At 70.3% G+C, this 20,948-nt stretch carries 7 protein-coding genes; 5 read left to right on the plus strand and 2 right to left on the minus strand.

Annotated elements, in window-relative coordinates; all coding sequences use genetic code 11:
• Positions 1-9: 9 nt before the first annotated feature.
• From AAHG09_RS15350 to glgB, 4 genes are all read left to right on the plus strand, one after another.
• Positions 10-4,917: a malto-oligosyltrehalose synthase gene (locus AAHG09_RS15350; protein ID WP_342108457.1), complete on the plus strand. Its 4,908-nt coding sequence runs from the start codon at positions 10-12 to the stop codon at positions 4,915-4,917.
• Between the two features lie 179 nt (positions 4,918-5,096).
• Positions 5,097-8,492 (plus strand): maltotransferase domain-containing protein, encoded by a 3,396-nt coding sequence (locus tag AAHG09_RS15355; protein WP_342108263.1) that lies wholly within the window; start codon positions 5,097-5,099, stop codon positions 8,490-8,492.
• A gap of 149 nt (positions 8,493-8,641) precedes the next feature.
• Positions 8,642-11,920: a maltose alpha-D-glucosyltransferase gene (gene treS / locus AAHG09_RS15360; protein WP_342108264.1), complete on the plus strand. Its 3,279-nt coding sequence runs from the start codon at positions 8,642-8,644 to the stop codon at positions 11,918-11,920.
• Positions 11,917-14,202: a 1,4-alpha-glucan branching protein GlgB gene (gene glgB, locus AAHG09_RS15365; protein ID WP_342108265.1), complete on the plus strand. Its 2,286-nt coding sequence runs from the start codon at positions 11,917-11,919 to the stop codon at positions 14,200-14,202. Before treS ends, glgB begins: the two co-directional genes overlap by 4 nt.
• A gap of 355 nt (positions 14,203-14,557) precedes the next feature.
• On the opposite strand, the gene glgA is transcribed toward glgB, so the two are convergent.
• Positions 14,558-16,096, minus strand: coding sequence for a glycogen synthase GlgA (gene glgA, locus AAHG09_RS15370; protein WP_342108267.1), 1,539 nt, complete (start codon positions 16,094-16,096; stop codon positions 14,558-14,560).
• Between the two features lie 236 nt (positions 16,097-16,332).
• Positions 16,333-17,916, minus strand: coding sequence for an alpha-amylase family glycosyl hydrolase (locus tag AAHG09_RS15375; protein WP_342108268.1), 1,584 nt, complete (start codon positions 17,914-17,916; stop codon positions 16,333-16,335).
• 444 nt (positions 17,917-18,360) lie between these two features.
• Here AAHG09_RS15375 and AAHG09_RS15380 point away from each other — a divergent pair, with 444 nt between their 5' ends.
• Entirely contained in the window at positions 18,361-20,775 is a 2,415-nt protein-coding gene (locus tag AAHG09_RS15380; protein ID WP_412760045.1) for a glycogen/starch/alpha-glucan phosphorylase, read from the plus strand.
• Positions 20,776-20,948: the final 173 nt, after the last annotated feature.

The raw sequence follows: 20,948 nt of genomic DNA on the forward strand, positions 1-20,948 counted from the left end.
GCCGTGAACGTGAGGACTTTGGAGCAGCTCGCCGACCTCGTCGGCGTCGCCGGCGGCTACACCGACGCCTTCGGCAAGCCCGTCGAGACGTCCCTGGAGGTGCGCCGGGGTCTGCTGGCGGCCCTGGGCTTCGCGGTGGACGACGACGATGCGGTCGCCGAAAGCCTCGCCGCGGTGGAGCGCCTGCGCCGCGGCCTGATCCCGCCGCTTCTGCCCGTGGAGGCCCGCCGGGGGGCGCGCATTCCGGTGCGTCTGCAGGAGGGCGTGCCCCACACCCTGGTCTGGCGCCTCGTGGACGAGCGCGGTACGGCCCGGGAGGGGCGGGCGAACCCGCAGGGGTCCGATCCCGGCTTCGAGCTGCCGCCGCTGACGCCGGGCTATCATCGCCTCATCGTGCAGGCCGGCCAGAGCCGCACCGAGGCCTGGGTGATCGCCGCGCCGCAGCGCTGCTGGCGCCCGCGCCCCTACACGGAGGAGGGCGCCTCCGACTGGGGTCTGGCCGCCCAGCTCTACGGCCTGCGCTCGGCCACCAATATCGGCATCGGCACCTATGCGGATGCCGGCGAGGCCGCCCGCGAGGCGGCCCTGCGCGGGGCGGCGTTCCTGGGCTTGAGCCCGGTCCACGCCCTGTTCGGCTCCGACCGGACCAAGATCTCCCCCTACTCGCCCTCCTCGCGCCTGTTCCTCGAGACGCTGTTCATCGCCCCGCGCAGCCTGCCGGGCCTCGCGGGCTCCCGGGCCGAGGCGCTGCTCGCCGAGCGGGAGGGCGCGATCACGGCTTTGCGCGAAGCCGCCCTCGTCGACCACCAGGGCGTGCACGACGTGCTCGATCCGGTGCTCCGTGCCCTGTGGGCGGACTCGCCGGCCCGCGCCGGCACCGATGCCGGCTTCGAGCACTTCCGCCAGGAGGGCGGCGCGGATCTGGAATCCCACGCGATCTTCGAGGCCCTGTCGGAGCATTTCCGGGGGCAGGGGGCGCACTGGCTGGGCGACTGGCCGGAGGACTACCGCCGGGCCGGCACGGAGGCCGTGACGGCCTTCGCGGCGGAGAACGCCGAGTTGGTCGGCTACCATGCCTGGCTGCAATTCCTCGCCGACCGGCAACTCGAGGCCGCCTCCGCGGCGGCGCTCACAGCGGGCATGCGGGTCGGGCTCTACCGCGACCTCGCGGTCGGCGCCGACCGGGGCGGCTCCGAGATCTGGTCCCATCCCGAGCGCTTCGCCGACAAGGTCTCGATCGGCGCACCGCCGGACCTGCTGGCCCCCAAGGGCCAGAACTGGGGCCTTCCGGCCTTCGATCCGCTGGCGATGGAACGCGACGGGCTCGCCGCCTTCCGCGCCCTGGTCCAGGCCAACATGCGCCACGCCGGCGCGATCCGGATCGACCACGCCTTCCAGCTCGCCCGGCTCTACCTGATCCCGTTGGGCGCGGGCGCTCAGGCGGGCGCCTATGTGGCGATGCCGTTCGAGCCGATGCTGGCGGTGCTGCGGCTGGAGAGCCACCGCAACAAGTGCCTCGTCATCGCGGAAGACCTCGGCACCGCACCGGAGGGTTTCTCCGACGCGCTGATGCGGGCCGGCGTGCTGAGCTATCGGATCCTGGCCTTCGAGCGCGAGGCCGACGGCCGGTTCAAGCCGCCCTCGGCCTATCCGCGCGACGCGCTCACCGCCATCACCACCCACGACCTGCCGACCTTCGTCGGCTGGTGGCGCGGGGTCGACACCGACACCCGCCAGTCGCTCGGCCTCTACGACCAGGAGCGGGCCGAGGCCGAACGGGCCGAGCGCGTGGTCGAACGCCGCCGCCTCGCCGAGGCGCTGGCGGGCGAGCAGCTCATCCCCTCCGCCGAGCCGCCGGACGCCGCCCCCTTCGAGGCCGCCGCCCGCTACCTCGCCCGCGCGCCCGCGATGCTCACGGCCGTCCAGTACGAGGACGTGGTCTCGGAACTCGCCCAGGCCAACGTGCCCGGCTCCACCGAGGGCTACCCGAACTGGCGGCGCAAGCTCGACCGGGACCTCGCCGACATCGCCGCCCCCGGCGGCCCGCTGGCGAAGCTCGCGGCCTCCCTGTCGGCTGAAGCGCGAGGCCCGCGTTCGGGCGCTGCGCGGCTGGCCTCGCCGCCGCCGCGCTCGACCTACAGGCTGCAGTTCCACAAGGACTTCACCTTCGCGGATGCGGGCCGGATCATCCCCTACCTGCACCGGCTGGGTATCAGCCACGTCTACGCCTCGCCTCTCCAGAAGGCGCGGCCCGGCTCGACCCACGGCTACGACATCGTCGACCACGGCGCGATCAACCCGGAACTCGGCGGCGAAGAGGGCTTCATTCAGCTCTCCGAGACGCTGCACGCCCACGGGATGAAGCTCCTGCTCGACATCGTCCCGAACCACATGGGCGTCGGCGGGTCCGACAATCCGTGGTGGCTCTCCGTCTTGGAGTGGGGCTCCCTGTCCCCGTTCGCCGACGCCTTCGACATCGACTGGCAGCGGCTTGGGGCCGGGCGCAACCTCGTGATCCCGTTCCTCGGCGACCGCTACGGCGAGGCCCTGGAAAAGGGCACGCTGGAGCTGAAGTTCGACCCCGAGACGGGCGCCTTCAGCGTCTGGCACTACGAGCACCAGCTGCCGATCCGGCCGCTCAGCTATCCGACCATCCTCAACCGGGTGATCGCCGCCATCGGGGCAGTGGACGACGACACCACCGCGGAGCTGCTCGCCATCTCCGAGCGGCTGCGGGCCATGGCGATCGACACCGACGAGACCCGGCGGCAAACCTTCCCCGAGGAGGCCGAGGGGCTGAAGCGCCGGCTCGCCGAGATCTACGGCGTCTCGCCGCTGATCCAGGAGGCCACCGCCAGCACGCTGGCCCTGCTCAACGGCTTCAAGGGCCGCCCGGACAGCTTCGGGCCGCTGCACCGGCTGCTGGAGGCGCAGGCCTACCGGCTGGCCCATTGGCGGGTGGCGTCGAGCGACATCAACTACCGCCGCTTCTTCGACGTGAACTCCCTGGCGGGCCTGCGGGTCGAGCTGTCCGACATCTTCCACCGCTCCCACGAGACCGTGTTCCGGCACGTCCGCGAAGGCCGGATCGACGGGTTGCGCATCGACCACATCGACGGGCTCGCCGATCCGCTGGGCTACGCGCGGGCGCTGCAGGCCGCGGTCGGGCCGGGCTTCTACGTCGTGGTGGAAAAGATCCTGGAGCCGGGGGAGCGGCTGCGGCCCTGGCCGGTGGCCGGGACCACGGGCTACGACGTGCTCAACCAGCTCGACGGGATCCTGGTCGACAAGGGGAAGCGCGGCAAGGTCGAGCGCCTCTACACCTGGGCCACGGGCTTCGACGAGCCCTACGGCTTCCAGCTCCGCGCCGCCAAGGCCGAGATCCTGGAGATCAGCTTCGCGAGCGAGCTGGAGGTGCTGACCACCGACCTCAAGGAGGTCGCCGATGCCGACCGGCGCACCCGCGACTTCACCGTCAACGCGCTCCGCCGGGCGCTGATCGAGATCATCGCGCGCTTCCCGACCTACCGGAGCTACCTGCCGCCGGAGCTGGAGGAGGGCGAGGTCGAGCCCGAGGACGTGCGCCTGATCGAGGGGGCGGTCGCCAAGGCCAAGCGCTGGTCGAGCCTGCCCGACCGTTCGGTCCACGACTTCGCCGCCGACGTCCTGCTCGGGCGGATCGAGACGGTGGGCCCCGGGCGGCCGGACCCGCGGGTGGTTCTGCGGTTCCGCCGCCGGTTCCAGCAGCTCACCGGTCCGGTCATGGCCAAGAGCCTGGAGGACACGTTATTCTATCGGTACAGCTGCCTGCTGGGCCTCAACGAGGTCGGCGGCGATCCGGGGGAGTACGGCATCGACGCGGAGCATTTCCACGACCTCCAGATCGCCCGCGCCCGCGACTGGCCGAGCGCCATGATCACCACCGCGACCCACGACACCAAGCGCGGCGAGGACGCCCGCACGCGGCTGCTCGCCCTCTCGGAGATCCCGGAGGAATGGGCCAAGGCCTGGGATCTGTGGCAGCGGACCGCCGGCCCGCACCTCGCCCGGATCGACGGCGAGCCGGCCCCCGACGCCAACGACCAGTGGATGTTCTTCCAGGCCATCCTCGGCGCCTGGCCCCTGGAGCTGCTGGAGCAGGACGAGGCGGGCGCGATCGAGGATTTCCGCAATCGGCTGATCGCCTACGGCGAGAAGGCCATGCGCGAGGGCAAGCGCCGGTCGAGCTGGGTCAATGTCGACGAGGTCTACGAGGGCGCGGTCCGGAAGCTGTTCACGGCTTTGATCGCCCCGGGCTCGGATTTCTTGGCGCAACTCCGGCCCTTCGCCCGGCGGCTCGCCCATCTCGGCATGCTGGCGAGCCTCGGCCGGACGGTCCTGAAATGCACCCTGCCGGGCCTGCCCGACACCTACCAGGGCACGGAGATCTGGGACTTTTCGTTCGTCGATCCCGACAACCGGCGCCCGGTGGACTATCCGGCCTTGGAGCGGATGCTGGAGCGGGGCGGGACACCCGCGGACTTGCTGGCGCACTGGCCGGACGGGCGGGTCAAGCAGGCGACGCTCACGCGGCTCCTCGCCGAGCGGGCCGAGCGGCCGGACTTCTACGCCAGCGCCGCCCACGAGCCCGTCGACGCGACGGGTCCGCGGGCCGACCACGTGATCGCCTACCGGCGGACCGATCCCGGCCAGGAGGGCGGCGACCTGTTCGTCGCGGTGCCGCGGCTCTTCGCGGGCCTGGCCGGCGAGACCGGCTGGTCGGGCGAGGCTTTTGCCGGCACCCGGGTCGATCTCGGGGCGGGAACCCGCTGGCGGGATCTCGTCTCGGACCGGGTGGTTGAGAGCGGCGGGGAGGGGGCCGATCTCGGCGAACTCCTGCGCGTTCTGCCCTACGCGGTGCTGCGGCGGGAGCCGTGAGGGGAGCCGCCACATCCGGCTCTCCCACCCTCCTCCGCAGCGGGGGAAGGGCATGCGCAGGTGGCAGCCTCCTCCGCAGCCTTGTCACGCAAGTCTGCTGAGAGAACACAGGCCGGATCGCGCGGCACGCTGGTGCGGTTCGAGCGTTACGACACAGGGAACGGGAGCCGAAGGGCCGCATGAACGCACCGACCAAAGCCGCCGCGACGTCCGGAGCCGAGGCCGTCCTGCCGGCCTCGCTCGCGCCCCGGGCCGAGGGGCCGCGGATCTACAACCTGTTCCCGCTCCTGGTCGGGCGCGTCTCGGACTGGACCGCCGAATTGCCGCGCATCGCGGCGCTCGGCTTCGACTGGGTCTACCTGAACCCGTTCCATCAGACCGGCGGCTCGCGCAGCCTCTACGCGGTGGCCGATCCCGAGCGCCTCGACGAGCGGTTCCGCGATCCTGACGGCACGCCCGACGACGAGCAGATCCGCCGCTTCTGCACCGCCGCGGAGGCTTTGGGCCTGTCGGTGATGACCGACCTCGTGATCAACCACACCGCCGACAACGCCCGGCTCGCCACCGAGCGGCCCGACCTGTTCATGAAGGAGCCGGACGGCTCGATCATGCATCCGGCCGCCGTCGATCCGGACGATCCGTCGATCCGCACCGTCTGGGGCGACCTCGCCGAGCTTGACTACCACACGCCGGCCGCCCGGGATGAGCTGACCCGGATCTGGGGCGCCTACGTGGCGCATCTCCAGGGCCTCGGCGTGAAGGGCTTCCGGTGCGACGCCGCCTACAAGGTGCCGCCCGAGACCTGGCGGGTCCTGATCGGGCAGGCCAAGAGCCAAGACCCCGCCTGCCTGTTCGCCGCCGAGACCCTGGGCTGCACCTTCGAGGAGGCCAAGGCCACGGCCGGTGCCGGCTTCGACTACCTGTTCAATTCCTTCGCGTGGTGGGACCTGAAGAAGCCCTGGGCGCTGGAGCAGTACGAGCGCCTGCGGGTGCTGGCGCCCTCCATCGCCTTCCCCGAGAACCACGACATGAAGCGGCTCGCCGCCGAGATCGGCGGCGGCCCGGAGGCGGTGGCGGCCCATCTGCGCACCCGCTACGCCCTCGCCGCCTTCTTCTCGGCCGGCGTGCTGATGCCGATCGGCTACGAGTGGGGCTACCGCCGGGCGCTGCACGTGGTCGACACCACCCCGGGCGACCGCGAGAACCAGACCGGCATCGACATCTCGGCCTCCATCCGGGCGATCAACGCCCTGCGGGCGGAGCTGCCGGCCGCCAATGTCGAGGGCGCGCAGTTCCGGATCTCGGCGCCCGACAGCGACCTCGTGGCGCTCGCCCGCTTCGACACCGGCCATCCGGCCTCGGCGCAGCACGGGCTGATCGTGCTCTACAACCCGACCGACAAGCCGGTGCCGGTGGAGGCCGGGTCGCTCATCGCCCGCACCGGCGGGATGCTCGGCACCTTCGTCGACCGGACCCCGGAGGCCGAGCCGATCGCCTTCCACCCCGGCAGCGCCATCGACCTGCTGCCGGGCGAGTTGCGCATCCTCGCGGCCAGCGCCCAGGCGGTCGCCCGCCAACCGACGCGCGGCACCCCGGACGGGGAGGGCCGCGTGGTGATCGAGGCGGTGACGCCCGAACTCGACGGCGGTCGCTCGGCGGTGAAGCGGGTCGTCGGCGAATCCCTGCGGGTCGAGGCCGACATCTTCTCCGACGGCCACGAGATCATCGACGCCGCGATCCTGTCGCGGGTCGCCGGCACCGAGGCGTCCGGAGGCGAGACGTGGCGCGAGGACCCGATGGTCTTCGTCGACAACGACCGCTGGGCCGGGCAATTCCCCCTGGAGCAGAACGCCCGCTACGAGTTCACCCTGATCGCGTGGCGCGACGCCTTCTCGTCCTGGGTACGCGACACCCTCAAGAAGCGCGCCGCCGGCGTCGACGTGCGCCTGGAGACGATCGAGGGCGTGGCGCTCGTCGAGACCGCCGCCTCGCTGGCCCGCACCCGCGGCGGCCGGGATGCCGAGCGCCTCGCCGCGCTCGTGGCCGCCCTCGCCGCCGAGGAGACGGGTTCGGCCGCCCAGCTCGACCGGATCCTCGCCCCCGACGCGGCGAGCCTCGTGCGGCGCAACGCCGAGCGGGTGAATCTCACCCGCTACCCCGTGACCCTGCCGGTGATCGCCGACCGCCTCGCGGCCCGGTTCTCCGCCTGGTACGAGATCTTCCCGCGCTCGCAGTCGATGGACGTGAACCGCCACGGCACCTTCGACGACGTGATCCGTCGGTTGCCGGAGATCCGCGAACTCGGCTTCGACGTCCTCTACTTCACGCCGATCCACCCCGTGGGCCGGACCAACCGCAAGGGGAAGAACAACACCCTGAAGGCCGAGCCCGGCGATGTCGGCTCGGTCTACGCGGTGGGCGCGGAGGAGGGCGGTCACGAGGCCGTGCATCCCGACCTCGGCACGTTGGCGGATTTCGAGCGGCTGGTCGCGGCGAGCCACGCCTACGGGATGGAGATCGCCCTCGATTTCGCGATCCAGTGCTCGCCGGATCATCCCTGGATCAAGAACCACCCGGAATGGTTCGAGTGGCGGCCCGACGGCACGCTGAAATTCGCCGAGAACCCGCCGAAGAAGTACGAGGACATCTCGAACGTCCACTTCTACGGGGGCGCCCTGCCCTCGCTCTGGATCGAGCTGCGCGACATCCTGCTCGGCTGGTGCGCCCGGGGCGTGCGCATCTTCCGGGTCGACAACCCGCACACCAAGCCGATCCCGTTCTGGGAATGGGTGATCGGCGAGGTCAACGGCCAGTATCCGGATGCGATCTTCCTCGCCGAGGCCTTCACCCGGCCGAAGATGATGAAGAAGCTCGCCAAGGCCGGCTACCAGCAGAGCTACACCTACTTCACGTGGCGCAACACGAAGCAGGAGCTGACCGACTACGCTCTGGAGCTGGCCGGCGAGATGGGCGAGTATTACCGCCCGAACTTTTTTGCGAATACCCCCGACATCAATCCTCATTATCTCCAGACCAGCGGGCGCGCGGGCTTCATCGTCCGCGGCACGCTCGCCGCGACCCTGTCGTCGGTCTACGGCATCTACAACGGCTTCGAGCTGTGCGAGGCCGCGCCGTACCCGGGCAAGGAGGAGTATCTCAACTCCGAAAAGTACGAGCTGAAAGCCTGGGACTACGACCGGCCCGGCAACATCCGCGAGCACATCATCAAGCTCAATAAGATCCGGCGCGAGAATCCCGCCCTCTGGGATTTCCGCAACGTGACCTTCACGGGCGCCTGGAACGACACCATCATCGCCTACGTCAAGGCGACCCCGGAGCGCGACAACTGCGTCTTCACGATGGTCAACCTCGACCCGAAGAACCGCCAGGAATGCACCTACGAGGTGCCGCTCTGGCTGTTCGGCCTGCCGGATGACGGGGCGGTCGAGGTCGAGGACCTGCTCCAGGGCTACACGTTCGAGCTGCGCGGCAAGACCCACCGGATCGCCCTCGATCCGGCCGAGCGATCCTGCATCATCTGGCGTCTTCGGGCGCCGCGGCGGGTTGCGGGTTGAGGCCGACCGTGGCACTCGCTCATGACAGTTGAGGCTGGCGGCGGGCATCCCCGTCACCGGCCCTGGTACCCGCGCGGCACCCGCCAGCCCGCGCCCCGGCTGGTTAACCCGCCGGTCCCGTCCGATTCGACCGATGAGGCAGCGACGCGATGATCGATCGCAGCGACCCGCAATGGTACCGTGACGCCATCATCTACCAGATCCACGTCAAGTCGTTCTTCGACTCGAACAACGACGGGATCGGGGATTTCGAGGGCCTGACCCAGCGCCTCGACTACGTGCGCGATCTCGGCGTCACGGCGATCTGGCTGATGCCGTTCTACCCCTCGCCGCTCCGCGACGACGGCTACGACATCGCCGATTACGAGGGCATCAATCCGTCCTACGGGACCATGGAGGATTTCAAGGCCTTCGTGGCGGCGGCGCACGAGCGCGGCCTGCGGGTCATCACCGAGCTCGTCATCAACCACACCTCGGACCAGCACCCCTGGTTCCAGGCCGCCCGGGAGGCGCCCCCCGGCTCACCCGAGCGCGACTTCTACGTCTGGTCGGATACCGACGAGCCGTACCGGGATACCCGGATCATCTTCCTCGACACCGAGGCGTCGAACTGGACCTGGGACCCGGTCGCCAAGCAGTACTTCTGGCACCGGTTCTACAGCCACCAGCCCGACCTGAACTTCGACAACCCGAAGGTGCTGGAAGCGGTCATCGCGACCATGCGCTACTGGCTCGACATGGGCGTCGACGGCCTGCGCCTCGACGCGATCCCCTACCTGATCGAGCGCGACGGCACGAACTGCGAGAACCTCGCCGAAACCCATGACGTGATCAAGAAGATCCGGGCGGCGCTGGATGCCAGCTACCCGGACCGGATGCTGCTCGCCGAGGCCAACCAGTGGCCGGAGGAGACCGCCCAGTATTTCGGCGACGGCGACGAATGCCACATGGCGTTCCACTTCCCGCTGATGCCGCGGATGTACATGGCGATCGCCCGGGAGGACCGGCACCCGATCACCGACATCATGCGCCAGACCCCGGAGATCCCCGAGGGCTGCCAGTGGGCGATCTTCCTACGCAACCACGACGAGTTGACGCTCGAAATGGTCACCGCCGAGGAGCGTGACTACCTCTGGTCGTTCTATGCCGCCGAGCGGCGCGCCCGGATCAACCTCGGCATCCGCCGCCGCCTCGCGCCGCTGCTCGAGAACGACCGGCGCAAGATCGAGTTGATGAAGTCCCTCGTCCTGTCGATGCCCGGCACGCCGGTGCTCTATTACGGCGACGAGATCGGCATGGGCGACAACATCTATCTCGGCGACCGCGACGGCGTGCGCACGCCGATGCAGTGGAGCCCCGACCGCAACGGCGGCTTCTCGCGCGCCAACCCGCAGCGTCTGTTCCTGCCGGCGATCCAGGACCCGATCTACGGCTTCGACGCGATCAACGTCGAGGCGCAGACCCAGGCCCAGACGAGCCTGCTGAACTGGACGCGGCGCATGATCGCGATCCGCAACAACAGCGTCGCCCTCGGGCGCGGCACGATCCAGTTCCTGTACCCCAGCAACCGCAAGGTGCTGGCCTGGATCCGCGAGCACGAGGACGAGCGGATCCTCTGCGTGGCGAACCTGTCTCGCGCACCCCAGGCCGTGCAGCTCGACCTGTCGGAACTGCGCACCGCGGTGCCGATCGAATTGACCGGCGGCACCGAGTTCCCGCCGATCGGCGACCTGCCCTACCTGCTGACCCTGCCGTCCTACGGCTTCTACTGGTTCAGCCTGAGCGCCGCCCGGTCGGGGGTGATCGGCCCGCAGCAGGAGCCGCCGGAGCTGTTCACCCTGGTGCTCACCGGCGGCATCGAGACCCTGATGTCGGGCCGCGAGCGCGTCGCCTTCGAGCGCACCGTGGTGCCGCCCTTCCTGATGAGCCGGCGCTGGTTCGGCGCCAAGGGCTCGCGGATCAAGGGCGTGAAGGTGATCGACTGCGCCGCCGTCAAGGATGTCGACGGCAGCGCGCGCTTCCTGCTGCCCCGCCTCGACGTGCTGCTCGCCAACGGCGAGACCCACCAGTACTTCGTGCCGGTGGGCGTCGAGGAGGGCCGCGAGGACGAGACCCTGCTGCCCTTCGCGGTGGCCCGCGTCCGCCGCGGCCCGCGCACCGGCCTGCTCTACGGGGCGGCCGGCTCCAACGACTTCGCGGCCGGCCTGATCGACGCCATGCGCCAGGGCACCGAGCTGCCGACGGAGAGCGGGCGGCTCGTCTTCGCCACCACCTCGGCCTTCGATCCGGAGGTCACGGTGGACGTGGCCGATATCCGCCGGCTCTCGGCCGAGCAGAGCAACACCTCGATCGCCATCGGCTCGAAGATGATGCTCAAGCTCCTGCGCCGCCTGCAGCCGGGCACGCATCCGGAGATCGAGGTCGGCCGCTTCCTCACCGAGCAGGCGGGTTTCTCGAATACCCCGGCGCTGCTCGGCACCCTGGAACATGTCGCCGAGGACGGCACCCGCACGGCCCTCGCGGTGCTCCAGAAGTTCGTCATGAACCAGGGCGATGCCTGGACGCTGATGCTGGAGGGGCTGCGCCGGGACTTCGAGACCGTGGTGCTCACCCCGGAGAGCGAGGCCGCGGCGCCCGAGGAGGCGTTCCAGGCCCACCGGCCCTGGGCGGATCTCCTCGGCCGGCGCACCGCCGAATTGCACGCGGCGCTGGCCATCGAGACCGATGACGCGGCCTTCGCGGCCGAACCCTTCGAGGAGGGCGACCTCGCGGTGCTGGCCCGCGACGCCCGCCATCAGGCCGAGCGCGCCTTCCGGGCGCTCAAGGGGCAGGCCGAGCGCGGCCTTGATGCCGGAAGGCCGGCCTGCACGGAACTCGCCCAGCGCCGGGGCGAGGTCGAGGCGCTGATCGATCAGCTCTCCGCCGAGCCGCCGCGCGGCGCCCACAAGACCCGCATCCACGGCGACTACCACCTGGGTCAGGTGCTGGTCGCCGAGAACGATCTGATCATCGTCGATTTCGAGGGCGAGCCGTCGCGGCCGGCCGACGAGCGCCGGGCCAAGTCGATGCCCCTGCGCGACGTGGCCGGGCTGATGCGCTCCTTCGCGTACGGCGCCGAGACGGTGATCCGGGAGATCACCGCCCGGTTCGCCGATTCCGAGGAGCGGGCGCGCAATGCCGCCACCGCCTGGCGCGGCATGATCGAGGCGGCGTTCCTCTCCGGCTACGAGGCCGCGATCGCGGAGTCGCGGGCGGCGGTGACCGATCCGGAGACCCGGGACCGGCTGCTGCGCCTCTGCCTGCTGACCAAGGCGCTCTACGAAGTCGATTACGAGGCCAACAACCGGCCGGACTGGATCGAAATCCCCGCCCGTGGGGTTCTCACCATTCTGGACACGGATCGAAACGAGCCCGGAGCAACGGAATGACGGCGATCGACGAGACCTTCGCAGGACGGGCCGACCCGGAGGTTGGGACGGCGCGGCATGCGGATGTCCCGGGCTCCGGGGCCAATGCGGCGGCCCCGAGCGTCCATCCGGACGCGATCGCGGCCCTGATGGGCGCGAGCCACGGCGACCCCTTCTCGGTGCTGGGCCCCCACCGGGTCGGGCCCGAGGCCTGGGAGGTGCGCGCCGTGCTGCCCGAGGCCCGAGCCGCCACTCTGGTGATGGACGGACGCACCGCGCCGTTCGAGAAGCGCCACCCGGACGGGTTCTGGGTCGCGAAGGTCGAGGGTGAGCACCGGCCGCTCTACGAGATCGAGGTCGAGTCCTGGGACGGGACGAAGCGCCGCCGCTACGACCCGTACGGCTTCGGCTCCTCGATCGAGCAGTACGACGTGGCGGCGCTCCGCGAGGTCGGCACCAACCTCGTCTACCGGATCCTCGGCGCCCAGTCGGGCCAGCTCGACGGGATCGACGGGTTCCGCTTCGCCGTCTGGGCGCCCAATGCCCGCAAGGTCAGCGTCGTCGGCGACTTCAACGACTGGGACGGGCGGCGCCACCCGATGCGCCTCTGGCAGGATGGCGGCGTCTGGGAGCTGTTCGTGCCGGGCCTCAAGGCCGGGGTGCGCTACAAGTTCGAGATCCGCGGGTCCGACGGGTCCCTGATCCCGCTCAAGGCCGACCCGGTCGCCTTCGCGGCTCAGCACCCGCCGGAGACCGCCTCGGTCACCTACGGGGCGAGCGAGTTCGAGTGGCGCGATGCCGGCTGGATGAGCACCCGCGGCGCGAAGGATCCGCGCCATGCGGCGATCTCGGTCTACGAGGTCCATCTCGGCTCCTGGGCGCGGGTGCCCGAGGAGGGCAACCGCTACCTGACCTACCGGGAGCTGGCCGAGCGGCTGATCCCCTACGTCAAGGATATGGGCTTCACCCATATCGAGATGCTGCCGATCACCGAATTCCCGTTCGACGGCTCCTGGGGCTACCAGCCGGTCTCGCTGTTCGCGCCGACCAGCCGCTTCGGCACACCCGACGACTTCGCCGCCTTCGTGGAGGCCGCCCACGAGGCCGGGATCGGCGTGCTGCTCGACTGGGTGCCGGGTCACTTCCCGCTCGACGCCCATGGGCTCGGCCTGTTCGACGGCACGCATCTCTACGAGCATGCCGACCCGCGCCAGGGCTTCCACCAGGATTGGGGCACCTACATCTACAATTTCGGGCGCACGGAGGTCGCGACCTTCCTCGCCGCCAACGCCCGGTTCTGGCTGGAGCACTATCACCTCGACGGCCTGCGCGTGGATGCCGTCGCGTCGATGCTCTACCTCGATTACTCGCGCCGCCAGGGCGAGTGGATCCCGAACCGCTACGGCGGCAACGAGAACCTCGACGCCATCGACTTCCTGCGCAAGACCAACGAGGCGACCTACAGCCACGCGCCGGGCACCATCACGGTGGCGGAGGAATCGACCTCCTGGCCGGGAGTCTCGCACCCGACCTATACCGGGGGCCTGGGCTTCGGCTTCAAGTGGAACATGGGCTGGATGCACGACACCCTGCATTTCATGCAGGAGAACCCGATCCACCGCCGCTACCACCACCACAACCTGACCTTCGGGCTGCTCTACGCCTTCTCGGAGAATTTCATCCTGCCCCTGTCCCACGACGAGGTGGTGCACGGGAAGGGCTCGCTCCTCAACAAGATGCCGGGCGACCGATGGCAGAAATTCGCGAATCTCCGGGCCTATTTCGGCTTCATGTGGGGGCATCCCGGCAAGAAGCTGCTGTTCATGGGCGGCGAGTTCGGCCAGGAGCGGGAGTGGAACCACGACACCAGCCTGGACTGGCATCACCTCGACGACCCGCTGCACAAGGGCGTCAAGGACGTGGTCCGGGACCTCAACCGCCTCTACGTCTCGACGCCGGCCCTCTACAGCCGCGACGTGGAGCACACGGGCTTCCAGTGGCTGGTGGCGGACGATCAGGACAACAGCGTCATCGCCTGGGCCCGCAAGGGCGCCAAGCCCGGCGAGATCGCGATCGTGGTGTCGAACTTCACGCCGGTGCCACGCGAGGGCTACCGGATCGGCGTGCCGCAGGCGGGGTTCTACCGCGAGGCGTTCAACTCGGATGCCGGTGTGTATGGCGGCTCGAACGTGGGCAATGCGGGCGGCCGCCACACCGACGATCAGGCGAGCCACGGCCAGGGCCAGAGCCTGTCGCTCACCCTGCCGCCGCTGGCGACGATGATCTTCCTGCTGGAGGGGTGAGGGCGACGCGCTTCCATCCCCCCTCTGCGGGGGAGGGTGGCCTGCGAAGCGGGTTGGGAGAGGGGAGCACGCTTACGAAAGGGGCGCCGGCTTTCATGAAGGCCAGCGCCTCAGATCTTTGAAGCCGCTTGGCCGAGCTGACTGCGTGGGGTCGGCAACACCCCGGCCGCATGATGCGCGCCCTTTCCCGGACAGGTGGAGCGCCAGCAGAACCTGATCCGGGATCCAGCACACAAAGCGCCGCGCAAGCGGCACAGGTTGATCGAGTCGGGCGCTTCGCGACGTCTTGTGCTGGCTCCCGGGGCGCATTCCGCTGACGCTGCATGCGCCCGGGAAAAGGTCGGCGGAGAAATCCCTACGCCATCCGCCAGCGCAGCCCGACGCTGTTGCCGATCGCCCGGCCGTAGAGCCCGGCATAGTTGTCGGCGGCCTGATCCCAGCCGAAGCGGGCCGACATCGCCCGGCGCCGCATGGCGTTCAGGCGCTTCTTCTGGCCGAACGCCTCCAGCGCCCGCCGCACCGCCGCCCCGAAGGAGGAGGCCGACGGCTCCGCGAAGGTGAAGCCCGTCACCCCGTCCTCGACCGTGTCGGCCAGGCCCCCGGTGCGCCGCACGATCGGCAGGGAGCCGAAGCGCTGCGCGTACATCTGGGCGAGGCCACAGGGCTCGAAGCGCGAGGGCATCAGCAGGAAGTCGCTGCCCGCGAACATCCGCCGGGCCTGCGCCTCCTCGAAGCCGACATGCACGCCGACCGCGTCCGGGTGACGCCTCGCGAGCCCCTGCAGGGCCTGCTCGAACCGGCCCTCGCCCTGGCCGATCACCACGAGCTGGCCGCCCCCGGCCACGATGGACTCGGCCGCCTGGAGGCTCAGGTCGATGCCCTTCTGGTGCACGAGGCGCGACACGATCGCGAAGAGCGGCCCGCGGGAGACCGCCAGCCCGAATTGCCGGCGCACCGCCTCGGCATTGGCGCGCTTGCCCTTCCAGTCGTCGACCTCGAACCGCGTGGCGAGGTGCGGATCGGTGCTCGGATCCCAGGTCTCGTCGATGCCGTTGAGGATGCCGGCGAGCCGGCCCTGTCCGGCACGGGTGCGCAAGAGCCCGTCGAGGCCGCAGCCCAACTCGGGGGTCTGGATCTCCCGCGCGTAGGTCTCGCTCACCGTGGTGACCTGCGAGGCGTAGAAGATCCCGGCCTTCAGGAAGGAGAGCTGTCCGTAGAACTCGGCGCCGTCCACCTGGAAGGCGGAATCCGGCACGCCGAGCCGGGGCAGGGCGTCCCGGGGAAACAGGCCCTGATAGGCGAGGTTGTGGATCGTCAGCACACTCGGCACCCGCCGGCCACGCCATGCGAGATAGGCGGGGGCGAGCGCCGCCTGCCAGTCGTTGAGGTGCAGCAGGTCGGCCGCCCAGTCGGGATCGGCGCCGGCGGCGAGGTCCGCCGCCGCGAGGCTGAGGCGGGCGAAGCGCAGGTCGTTGTCGCCGAAATCGCCGTGCTGGTCGCCGTAGGGCGTGCCGTCGCGCTCGTAGAGGTCGGGGCTCAGAAGGACGTAGATGCGCAGGCCGTCGGCCGCCTCGACCAGGCCGAGGTCGCAGGGCGGAACGCCCGCGAAGCCCTCAAGGCGTGCCACCACCGGGATTTCGGGAAACGCCGCCCGCACCTGCCGGTAGCCGGGGATCAGCACGCGGATGTCGTAATGCGGCACCAGGGCCCGGGGCAGGGCGGCCGAGACCTCGCCGAGGCCGCCGGTCTTCACGAAGTCGGCCATCTCGGGGGTGGCGTAGAGGATGCGGCGGCGCAGCGAGGCCGGTCGGGCCGCCTGGGTGAAGGGCCGCGTGTCGTCGCCCCCGCCGGACGACCACTCCGCGAGGGACCCACCGCCGCGCGCATCGAGCATCGATCTTGATCCTGGCCGGGCGGGATGCCCCGGTCTGGCAGTCGATCGGGCAGACACGGCTGTCACGATCTCAACCACAGATAACGCTCCTCCGCCGCGACGGTTCCGCTGCGACGCACAAAATAGGCCACCCGCACCCTTAAACTTTGGTTACGGCGTAGTGCAATGCGGCATGCGTCGCAGGCGGAAGGCGTCTTTCCGGATCACAAAGCTTCTATTCGGGTCGCGGCGGGCGTTCAGGCGCGGCGCAGGATCACGCCCTCGGCCGGCGCCAGGGCGAGGCTTGCGCGGACCGAATCGCCGGCGCGGCCCGCCCGCGTCGAGAGCAGCAGAGTCCAGTCGCCCTCCGGCAGCGGCAGGGTCTGGGGCGTTGCAGCGAAATTCAGCACCACGCGCAGAACCGCATCACCCGCGAACCGCTCGTAGGCGAACACCTCCGCGGCCCCCGATTCCACGCCGCGATAATCGCCGACCGCCAGGGCCGCGTGGTCGCGGCGCAGGGCGAGCAGGCGCCGGTGCAGGGTGAGCATCGAGGCCGGGTCCGAGCGCTGGCCCTCGACGTTGCGGGTCGCCCAATCCTCCGAGAGCGGCAGCCAGGGCTCGGCCGCGGAGAAGCCGGCGTTCGGGCCGTCGTCCCACTGCATCGGCGTGCGCTCCGGGTCGCGGCCGTGCCCGGGCTCGTTGCGCTCCCAAGGGTCCTGCGCGCGCCCCGGCGGGATCGGTACGTGGCCGAGCCCGATCTCGTCGCCGTAATAGAGGGTCGGCGTGCCCCGAAGCGTCAGGAGCAGCATCGCGGCGATGCGGGCCTGGGCCTCCCCCACCCGGGCGGCGATGCGCGGCTGGTCGTGGTTGCCCAGCACCCAGTTCGGCCAGCCGCCCGGGGGCAGGGCCGCCTCGTAGCGCGCCACGAGCTCGGCCACCGCCTCGGCCCGCCACGGGGTCTGGATCAGCTGGAAGTTGAACGGCAGGTCGGCGCCGGTGAGGTCCGGCCCGTAATAGGCGACGAGCCGCTCCACCGGCAGGTAGATCTCGCCGATCAGCACCCGCTCGCCGTAGGCCCGCAGGACATCCCGCATCCCGGCGATGACGTCGAAGATCTCCGGCCGGTCGGCGGAGTAGACCTGCTGGAACCGGGTGATCTCCGGTGCCCCCGGCGTGTAATCGGGGTTGGCCGGATTGTCGCGGAATCCCGCATCCTTCATCAGGTGCCAGATCACGTCGACCCGGAACCCGTCGACGCCGCGGTCCAGCCAGAACCGGAGCACGTCGTGCATCGCCTCCCGCACCGCGGGGTTGCGCCAGTTCAGGTCCGGCTGCTCCCGCAGGAAGGCGTGGTAGTAATACTGGCCGGTGGCCTCATCGCGCGTCCAGGCCGGGCCGCCGAAGTTCGACACCCAGTTGTTGGGCGGGCCGCCGTCGGGGCCGGGATCGCGCCAGATGTACCAGTCCCGCTTCGGGTTCGTGCGCGACGACCGGCTCTCGGCGAACCAGGGATGCGCGATCGACGAGTGGTTGGGCACGAAGTCGAGGATCACCTTCAGCTTGCGCCGATGGGCCTCGGCGATCAGCGCGTCGAATTCCGCGAGCGTGCCGAACAGCGGGTCGATCCCGCAATAATCGGCCACGTCGTAGCCGAAATCCGCCATGGGGGAGGGGAAGACCGGCGAGATCCACACCGCGTCGACCCCGAGCCAGGCGAGGTAGTCGAGCCGCGCCGTGATGCCCGGCAGGTCGCCGACTCCGTCGCCGTTCGTGTCCTGAAAGGAGCGGGGATAGACCTGATAGACGGTCCCGCGCTTCCACCAGACGGTCTCGGTCATGCCTCAGCCCCTCGCGTTGCCGCCCAGCAGCTAGGGGCCGACCCGCCCGCCGACCACCGGCGCTGCAAACTGCCTACCCGGCGGGTGTGACTGGAATGTCACGAGGGCGTGCCATATCTCCCGTGTCGTGCCCGTGCGCCGCAAAGGCGCAGCGCTGCCACGACTTCGCCGGAAGCCGCCCGCACAGTCGGTCGCTTCGGGGCACGGTTTGCCGCCCGTTCATGAGGCGGCAATCCATCACAAGAGATAATCGGCCCACGATTTCCCCGGCAACGATCCGGGACATAGACTTTGGGGGACCCGCACGTGTTGAATGACGTTCTGATCCGGCCCGGACCTCGGGATACCGCCCGCCAGGATTCGTCCTGCGACACGCACGCACCTGAGGTTTCGGCGCCCGCGTCTTGGACTGTCCCGACGCTCTCCGCAAGCGGCGACGCGGTGGTGGACCTGCGGGAATCGATCCGCGCCAAGCTCACCTTCGGGTTGGGGCGTTCCCCCGAGACGGCGCGCCCGCGCGACTGGTTCGCGGCGACCGCGCTGGCCCTGCGCGACCGGATCGTGGCGGCCTGCATGGAGGCCCAGCGCGGCGTGCCGAACAAGCGCGTCTACTACCTGTCGTTGGAATTCCTGATCGGCCGGCTGATGTCGGACGCGCTGAACAACCTGGGCCTGACCGAGACCGCCCGGGCGGCCCTCAAGGACCTCGGCGTCGATCTCGGCGCCATCGAGGATGCGGAGCCCGACGCGGCGCTCGGCAACGGCGGCCTGGGTCGGCTCGCCGCCTGCTTCATGGAGAGCATGGCCAGCATCGGCATCCCGGCCATGGGCTACGGCATCCGCTACGACCATGGCCTGTTCCGGCAATCCTTCGAGGACGGCTGGCAGCGCGAGGCGCCGGAGACCTGGCTCGCCGAGGGCAACCCCTGGGAATTCGCCCGGCCGGAGGCCGCCTACGCAATCGGCTTCGGCGGCACCGTCACGATGTCGTCCTCCGCGGAGGGGGTGATCCGGCGGCACTGGCAGCCGGCCGAGATCGTGCGGGCGGTGGCCCATGACGTGCCGGTGCCCGGCTGGCGCGGACGCCACGTCAACGCGCTCCGCCTGTGGAAGGCCGAGGCCGGCGAGCCGATCGACCTCGCCCGGTTCAACGGCGGCGACCATGTCGGCGCGGTGGCGGCCCGGATGCGCGCGGAGGCGATCTCGCGGGTGCTCTATCCGAGCGACAGCTCGGCCGAGGGCCAGGAGCTGCGCCTGCGCCAGGAATACTTCTTCACCGCGGCCTCGCTCCAGGATCTCCTGGCCCGCCACGTGGCCGAGCGCGGCGACGTCCGCTCCCTGGCCGACCACGCGGCGATCCAGCTCAACGACACGCACCCGGCGATCGCGGTGCCGGAGCTGATGCGCCTGCTCATCGACGAGCATGGCCTCCCCTGGGAGGATGCGTGGCACGTCACCACCAACACGCTGCACTACACCAACCACACCCTCCTGCCCGAGGCGCTGGAGACCTGGCCGGTGGAGCTGATGGAGCGGCTGCTGCCGCGCCACATGCAGATCATCTACCTGATCAACTGGATGCACCTGGAGGAGCAGTCGAAGCACGGCCGCCAGGGATCGTCGGACGATGCCGCCTACCTCGCCTCGATCTCGCTGATCGACGAGTCGAACGGCCGCCGGGTCCGCATGGGGCACCTCGCCTTCCACGGCGCGCGCCGGGTCAACGGCGTCTCGGCGCTGCACACCGACCTGATGCGCTCCACGGTCTTCTCCGACCTGCACGCGCTCGATACCGACAAGATCGTCAACAAGACCAACGGGATCACCTTCCGCCGCTGGTTCCACAACGCCAATCCGGGCCTCACCCGGCTCGCCGTCGAGACGGTGGGGGCGGGCGTCCTCGACGATCCGGAGCTGCTGCGCGGCCTGGAGGCCCATGCCGAGGATCCGGCCTTCGTGGCGCGCTACGCGGCGGTGCGCCGGGAGCGCAAGGAGGCCCTGGCCAAGATCGTGGCCGAGCGCACCGGCATCGACATCGATCCGGCCGCCCTGTTCGACGTGCAGGTGAAGCGCATCCACGAGTACAAGCGCCAGCTGCTCAACGTCGTCGAGACGGTGGCGCTCTATCAGGCGATCAAGGCCGAGCCGCACCGGGACTGGACGCCCCGGGTGAAGATCTTCGCCGGCAAGGCGGCGCCGAGCTACGTGCGGGCCAAGCTGATCATCAAGCTCGCCTGCGACATCGCCAAGACGGTCAACGACGACCCCGAGGTCGCCGACCGGCTGAAGGTGGTGTTCCTGCCGAACTACTCGGTGAGCCTCGCCGAGGCGATCATCCCGGCCGCCGACCTGTCGGAGCAGATCTCGACCGCCGGCCTGGAGGCCTCGGGCACCGGCAACATGAAGTTCGCCCTCAACGGCGCGCTCACGGTGGGGACGCTCGACGGCGCCAACATCGAGATCCGCGACCATGTCGGGGCGGAGAACATCTTCATCTTCGGCCTGGAGGCCGACGGGGTCCGCGCCCGGCAGGCCGAGCCGGACTACGCGGCCCGGGCGATCCAGGCCTCGCCGCGTCTGGCGGCGGCCCTCGACATGATCGCCTCCGGGCGGTTCTCGCCGGAGGAGCCGGGGCGGTTCCGGCCGCTCACCGACGACCTGCGCCGGCGCGACCAGTACCTGCTCACCGCCGATTTCGACGATTACTGGCGGGTGCAGCGGTCGATCGACGCCGCGTGGCGCGATCCCCGCGGCTGGTGGGCCAAGGCGATCCGCAACACCGCCCGGATGGCGTGGTTCTCCTCCGATCGGGCGATGCGGGAATACGCCGAGGAGATCTGGCGGGTGCGGCTGGGCTGACCGGATGGGGGCGCGGCGAACTGAAAACCGGATTTCCGGTTTGAGCGCAGGGTTCTCCCTCCTCCCTCTGCGGGGGAGGGTGGCCCGCGAAGCGGGTCGGGTCGGGACGAAGTCCCGCAAGGGGGGAGCGACGGCGCAGAACAGAGCGCCGGCCTTCCTGAAGCTCGCCGCTC

Source organism: Methylobacterium guangdongense (genome assembly GCF_038442355.1).
Classification (GTDB): domain Bacteria; phylum Pseudomonadota; class Alphaproteobacteria; order Rhizobiales; family Beijerinckiaceae; genus Methylobacterium; species Methylobacterium guangdongense.